Source organism: Zarconia navalis LEGE 11467 (assembly GCF_015207075.1).
Lineage (GTDB): Bacteria > Cyanobacteriota > Cyanobacteriia > Cyanobacteriales > Geitlerinemataceae > Zarconia > Zarconia navalis.
Genome location: NZ_JADEXN010000351.1, coordinates 1 through 5,861 on the forward strand (window position 1 = coordinate 1; position 5,861 = coordinate 5,861).

Consider the following 5,861-nt stretch of genomic DNA (forward strand, 5'->3'; position numbering starts at 1 on the left):
ATTCAGAAGTGGGCGATCGCGATTCTGTTGTCTGTTTCGGCGGGGATTGCCCTGACAACGAGCATTCTCATCGGCAAATCTGAATCGAAAGCCCTAACTCGGCCCTGGTTTAGCGCCCGTAACGTTGATGTCACCGCCCCGGCTTGGCTGCGGGGCGGCATTCCGGTGGGCAATATCCAACTGCCCTACGCCCGCATCTTTATTATCGTCTTGACGATTTTATGTTTGGTGGGGGTGTATTGGTTCTTGAATCGATCGAGTTGGGGGTTGCGAATTCGATCGGTGACCCAGAATCGGGAAATGAGCGCCTGTTTGGGGATTCCCACTGAAACCGTCGATGCTCTCACCTTCGCCCTGGGATCGGGATTGGCGGGGATTGCTGGATGTGCGATTACGTTGCTGGGATCGGTGGGACCGAATTTGGGGGGGAACTATATCGTCGATACCTTTATGGTGGTGGTGGTTGGCGGTGTGGGCAAACTCGTCGGTAGTATCGTTGCCGCGTTTGCCATCGGGACGGTGAACTATCTCATCGGTTCGGGAACGATCGCCCGGATGGTGGAAGCGATACCGTTCGTCTCTGATTTCTTTGAATTCTTTTCCTCCACCAGCATGGCAAAGGTGATGGTTTTTGCTTTAATTATTACGTTTTTACAAATTCGTCCGGCGGGTATCTTCCCTCAAAAAGGGCGATCGGTGGATGCTTAAGTATCGGGTGTGGGAAAGGACTCTCTTGGTACCTAATAGAGTGGAGAATGAAAAGAACCACAAAGGCACGAAGGACACAAAGTTAGAAGAAGAAAAGAAATCGAAGAAATCGAAGGTTTTAATGGCTCGTCTAACGACTTGATTAACAATAAAAATACAGGGTGTATTTTGGGTTTTTCAATCTCGACAAAATCTTTCCCAACTCCGCAGAATCTAGACTCTCAACTCTAAAACTTCATGACGGTAGAGACACCGACTGTAACCACAAAACGCTCCTCAAAATCCCAGAAACGGCTGCTCGTTGAAGGGGCGATAATTGTCGCCCTCGGGCTATTTTTGATGTTCGCCATGCCCGCCATTCTTTCCGGGTTTCGCCTCAAACTGTTGGGGCGATTTTTATCTCTGGCGATCGTTGCTTTGGGAATCGATTTGATTTGGGGATATACCGGACTCCTCAGCCTCGGACACGGTATCTTTTTTGCCCTTGGGGGCTATGCTTTTGCAATGCACTTGAAGTTGCAGCTACCAGAAGGAGAAATACCGGAATTTTTTGGGTTGTATGGGGTTAAAGAATTGCCGTGGTTTTGGGAACCGTTTTATTCTTTTCCTTTTACATTAATTGCCCTCGTAATTATCCCAACGATTGTCGCGGGATTGCTGGGATATTTAGTCTTTAGAAACAGAATTCGCGGGGTTTACTTTTCGATTTTAACCCAAGCCGCACTTCTGGTTTTCTTTAACTTCTTTAACGGGCAACAAGAACTGATTAATGGAACCAACGGACTGAAAACCGATACGGAAACGATTTTCGGGGTGTTGGCAAGTTCTGATGAAGCTCAACTGACCTTTTTTAGAATTACGGTTCTGGCCCTAATTCTGGCTTATATTTTATGTCGCTGGCTGACCAATGGTCGGTTCGGGCGGTTGTTAATTGCCATTCGAGATGACGAAACTCGCTTGCGATTTACCGGCTACAATCCTACGGGATTTAAAGTTTTGGTGTTTGCAATTTCTGGAGGAATTGCGGGCATTGCCGGGGCGCTGTATACCGTTCAATCGGGCATTATCACCCCCAATATTATGGAAGTTGCCTTTTCGATCGAAATGGTGATTTGGGTGGCTGTCGGGGGGCGAGGAACCCTGATTGGAGCAATATTGGGAACCCTGATCGTTCGTTATGCCCAAACCCTTTTAAGCGAAGAATTTCCCGAGGTGTGGCTGTTTTTCCAGGGGGCATTATTCCTGATTGTCGTGACGGCACTTCCCGATGGGATTATCGGCTGGATGCGCGATCGGGCAAAAAACCAAATTCGCGCTTTAATTGGGAAACCCCAGCGCGTTTCTACCTATCCTCAGTTGGAACAAAACCCCGAAGTGGAACGAGAACGAGAAGAACTCGATCGCCCGATCGATTCTTAATTCAAACTATCGCAATTAGAGTCCGCGACTGATAAAAAATGGCACCCATTCTAGAAATTGATAATTTAACCGTTAGTTTTGATGGTTTCAAAGCCCTCAACGAACTCAACTTCAGCATGGAAGAAGGAGAGTTGCGCACGATTATCGGGCCCAACGGTGCGGGAAAAACCACGTTTTTAGATGTAATCACCGGCAAAGTTCAGCCCACCGAAGGGGAAGTTCGCTTTAAAGGTCGTAACCTCAAATCCCTCAGCGAAGATAAAATTGCTCGGTTTGGAGTCGGTCGCAAATTTCAAACTCCCAGGGTATATCTCAACCTCACCCCACGGGAAAATTTAGAAATTGCGTGCAATCGAAATAAGAATGTTTTTGCCTCTTTATTTAAACCCGTTTCCTCGGGAGAAAAGCTGACGGTCAAAGGATTACTCGAAACCATCGGATTGGTGGCAAAATCTGAAATTAAAGCCGGGTTGCTGTCTCACGGCGAGAAACAATGGCTGGAAATTGGGATGCTGGTGGCGCAATCCCCCGATTTACTGTTGGTGGACGAACCCGTTGCCGGACTCACCGACGAGGAAACGGTATTGACGGGAGATTTGCTGCTATCTCTAGCCCAAAGCCACTCCATTGTCGTCATCGAACACGATATGGAATTCGTCCGCCAAATCGCCACGACGGTGACGGTATTGCATCAAGGTTCGCGGCTGTGCGAGGGGAGTATGGATGACGTGCAAAACGACCCCCGCGTGATTGAGGTGTATTTAGGCGAAAAGCCCACCATTAGCGATCGGCAAATGAAAATGTTGCGTATCGTTTCATCAATGGCTTGGGCAGATGGTAGCATTGCACCGGAAGAAGCGGAAGTGATACTGTCTCGTCTGAGCGGTCTGTTTGCCGAAGATGCCGAGCAGCAGCAGCACTTGCGAGAAGAATTACGCAACTATCTGGCGCAAGATGTTTCGATCGAAAATTAGGTTGCCGAACTCGATTCCCCAGAACGGGAACAGGTGTTGAAACTGTCCTACGAAGTCATTGGGTCGAGTGCGCGTACCCCCGACGAATCGGCAATCAACGATGAAGAGGCAGCGGCTTACGGTCGGCTGGTGGAACTCCTGGCGTTACCGGCAGATGTAGTACGCCGATTGGAAGCGGAAGTGCGACATTAAATTATCGATACCGAAACTTTCGGGCATTCTGTGCCTTGTCCTTCGATCTAAATTACGAAACGCTCAAGTCCATGACACAAACTGATTCGATCGACCTTTCCATGCCAAGTGCTTCCCCCGAAACGACGTTAAAAATCACCGGACTCAACGTATACTACGGCGAAAGTCACATTCTCCGGGATGTGGATTTGAGCGTTCCCAAGGGCAAAATGGTCTGTCTGATCGGACGTAACGGGGTGGGTAAAACCACAATGCTCAAAACGATCGTCGGACTGCTGCAACCCAGAAGTGGGAGGATGGAATACGGAGGACTTTCGATCGTCAAACAACCCACCCACAAACGAATTCGATTGGGTATCGGTTACGTTCCCCAAGGGCGGGAAATCATCCCCCGGCTGACGGTGGAGGAGAACTTGTTGCTGGGCATCGAAGCGCGTCCGGGGGGGAGAAAGGGCAACGAAGAGATTTCCGAGGAGATTTTCGAGCTGTTTCCGGTGCTGAAGACCATGCTATCGCGGATGGGGGGAGATTTGAGCGGCGGACAGCAGCAACAACTCGCGATCGCCCGTGCTTTGATGGGCAAACCCCAACTCCTCCTCCTCGACGAACCCACTGAGGGGATTCAACCCTCGATTATCCTCGAAATCGAAGCCGCCGTACGCCGCATCATCGAAACGACGGGTATCTCGGTATTGCTGGTGGAACAACACCTTCATTTCGTTCGCCAAGCGGATTTCTACTACGCCATGCAACGGGGGGGGATTGTGGCCTCGGGTTCGACGAGTGAATTGAGTAACGAGGTGATTCAGCAGTTCTTGGCGGTTTGATGGAAGGGCAAATAGAAGATCGACTGTAGGGGCACAGCATTTGGGAGATTTGAGATGCTGATTTTTGGGCATTTGGGTTCGACCCATGCTTAGATTGAGTTTCATTTTCCACCATTGTTCGTCTAGACTCACACCATTGTTAAAAACAACACCTGTCAGCCCCGCTTCCCCAGCTTCCGATCGCATCAATGCGGGCAGATATGCGATTCTAATCATTGGACGCGCCCCATCGAAATCGAAAGCAACGAATGTCAAAACACCAACTTCTCTGCGTTACCGGACTGCCTCGTTCCGGTTCTACCCTCCTGTGCCAACTCCTCGCCGAACATCCCGATATTTTCTGCGACGGCATGAGTTCCCCTTTGCTCGGGGCTTTGCAAACCTTGAGAGGACACCTCAGCGATAGCGAGTTTTGGTTGGCGCAGCTCGATGGCGGGTTCGAGACCCCGTACACCAAACTTCAGCGCTCCTGTCAAGCCTTTGCTGCCGCTTGGTGGGACGAAACCGACTGCCCGGTGGTGGTGGATAAACATCGCGGTTGGCTCAACCAAATCGAACTCGCCCTCGAACTCGACCCCAACGTACGGATGCTGGTGTGCGTCAGAGAGTTGGGGCAGATTTTCAGTTCCATCGAAGCCCAGCACCGAAAGACCGTCTGGCTGGACTTTCCCGACGATTTAGCGAATCTGTCGCCTTGTGCGCGGGCGGAAGCCTTATTTGCCCCCAAAGGTGTCGTCGGTGGGCCCCTACGGGCAATTCAGTCAGTACAAGACCGCTCCCCGGACGAGCAATCCCGCTTGTTTTTCGTAGTGTTCGAGCATTTGACCACCGAACCCATAGTGGTGATGAAGGACTTGTACGAGTGGTTGGGCGTTGCCCCCCACAAACTAGACCCGCAAAACTTGACGGTGCGCCCCCATGAAGCCGACAGCTACTACCGCTTCAAATATCGCCACGCCACCTACGATAAAATTACGCCTCCCCAGGGGCATCCTATCTCGTCTCGCATCGATGGGGAACTTAAGGATAGCTATTCCTGGTTCTACGAACTGTTCTATCCGGGATTACTCGATCGCCTAGCGACGACCTAGGAGTATCGCGCCGAAAAACGTACCGACTGATTTTATTCTCCGCGTAAATCCCGAATCTCGTCCGCGCTCAACCCCGTTACTCGGGCGATTGCCTCGTCGTCGAGGAGAGCGAGCAGTTCTCGGGCAATGGCGAGTTTTTCTTCTTGGCGACCTTTCCTTTGACCCAAAGCGATCGTTTTTTGCCTCCGTAGGCTATCTGCCATTCACCCTCCGTATTCGCCCTCCGTAATTCCATACAAACCACCACTCGCCTCAACCCCAGACTCGGTAAAATCGCTGAAATTCCCTGAAAGTCCCGACTCTGCCGAATAAGCGGCATAAAATCGAATAGAGCCACTGCACCGAACCCGAGAACATCATCATGGCAATCTTTCGCGTTACCCAAGCCAACGATAACGGAGAAGGCGATACCGCCAACACCCTCAGTTGGGCGATAAAAGAAGCCAATAATGCCGCCGGAGACGATACCATCGTCCTCGATACCAATGTCACCGTCGCCGGAGTGATGAAGCGCCTCCTCAACAGCAACATCACCCTGACTGGAGACGACCCGGATACGGCAACGGTGGAAACCGTATCCATTAGCGGCGGCGACACCTACCGACCCCTGTTTGTCAAGTCCGGGACGGTGAATCTCGCCAACCTCACCC

7 protein-coding genes and 1 pseudogene are annotated in these 5,861 nt (G+C 50.9%); 7 read left to right on the forward strand and 1 reads right to left on the reverse strand.

What is annotated here, in order from left to right; all coding sequences use genetic code 11:
• The 6 genes and pseudogenes from IQ235_RS16750 to IQ235_RS16775 all read left to right on the forward strand — a co-directional run.
• Positions 1 to 708: ABC transporter permease subunit (locus IQ235_RS16750; RefSeq protein WP_264322570.1), on the forward strand; the 708-nt coding region annotated here is incomplete at its 5' end.
• 237 nt (positions 709 to 945) lie between these two features.
• Positions 946 to 2,127 (forward strand): urea ABC transporter permease subunit UrtC, encoded by a 1,182-nt coding sequence (urtC, locus tag IQ235_RS16755; protein ID WP_264322571.1) that lies wholly within the window; start codon positions 946 to 948, stop codon positions 2,125 to 2,127.
• Between the two features lie 38 nt (positions 2,128 to 2,165).
• Positions 2,166 to 2,900: pseudogene (urtD, locus tag IQ235_RS16760) on the forward strand (urea ABC transporter ATP-binding protein UrtD); the annotation flags it as partial.
• A 237-nt stretch (positions 2,901 to 3,137) separates the two neighbouring features.
• Positions 3,138 to 3,293 carry a hypothetical protein gene (locus tag IQ235_RS16765; RefSeq protein WP_264322572.1) on the forward strand — a complete coding sequence of 52 codons (156 nt, stop codon included), beginning with the start codon at positions 3,138 to 3,140 and terminating at the stop codon, positions 3,291 to 3,293.
• Between the two features lie 101 nt (positions 3,294 to 3,394).
• Positions 3,395 to 4,120, forward strand: coding sequence for an urea ABC transporter ATP-binding subunit UrtE (gene urtE, locus IQ235_RS16770; RefSeq protein WP_405196690.1), 726 nt, complete (start codon positions 3,395 to 3,397; stop codon positions 4,118 to 4,120).
• Positions 4,121 to 4,368: 248 nt separating this feature from the next.
• On the forward strand, positions 4,369 to 5,211 hold the full coding sequence (locus IQ235_RS16775) for a sulfotransferase family protein (RefSeq protein WP_264322574.1): 843 nt from the start codon (positions 4,369 to 4,371) through the stop codon (positions 5,209 to 5,211).
• Between the two features lie 32 nt (positions 5,212 to 5,243).
• Here the strand turns inward: IQ235_RS16775 and IQ235_RS16780 are convergent, their stop codons facing one another.
• Entirely contained in the window at positions 5,244 to 5,414 is a 171-nt protein-coding gene (locus IQ235_RS16780) for an Rpn/YhgA-type helix-turn-helix domain-containing protein (RefSeq protein ID WP_264322575.1), read from the reverse strand.
• A gap of 158 nt (positions 5,415 to 5,572) precedes the next feature.
• Between IQ235_RS16780 and IQ235_RS16785 the strand changes: the two genes are divergently transcribed.
• A partial coding sequence (locus IQ235_RS16785; RefSeq protein WP_264322576.1) for a hypothetical protein occupies positions 5,573 to 5,861 on the forward strand: 289 nt, incomplete at its 3' end.

Excerpts from the sequence above, each read along its gene's own strand:
- urtC (WP_264322571.1), top strand. The coding sequence starts at position 946 with ATGACGGTAGAGACACCGACTGTAACCACAAAACGCTCCTCAAAATCC.
- urtE (WP_405196690.1), top strand. The coding sequence starts at position 3,395 with ATGCCAAGTGCTTCCCCCGAAACGACGTTAAAAATCACCGGACTCAAC.
- IQ235_RS16775 (WP_264322574.1), top strand. The coding sequence starts at position 4,369 with ATGTCAAAACACCAACTTCTCTGCGTTACCGGACTGCCTCGTTCCGGT.
- IQ235_RS16780 (WP_264322575.1), bottom strand. The coding sequence starts at position 5,414 with ATGGCAGATAGCCTACGGAGGCAAAAAACGATCGCTTTGGGTCAAAGG.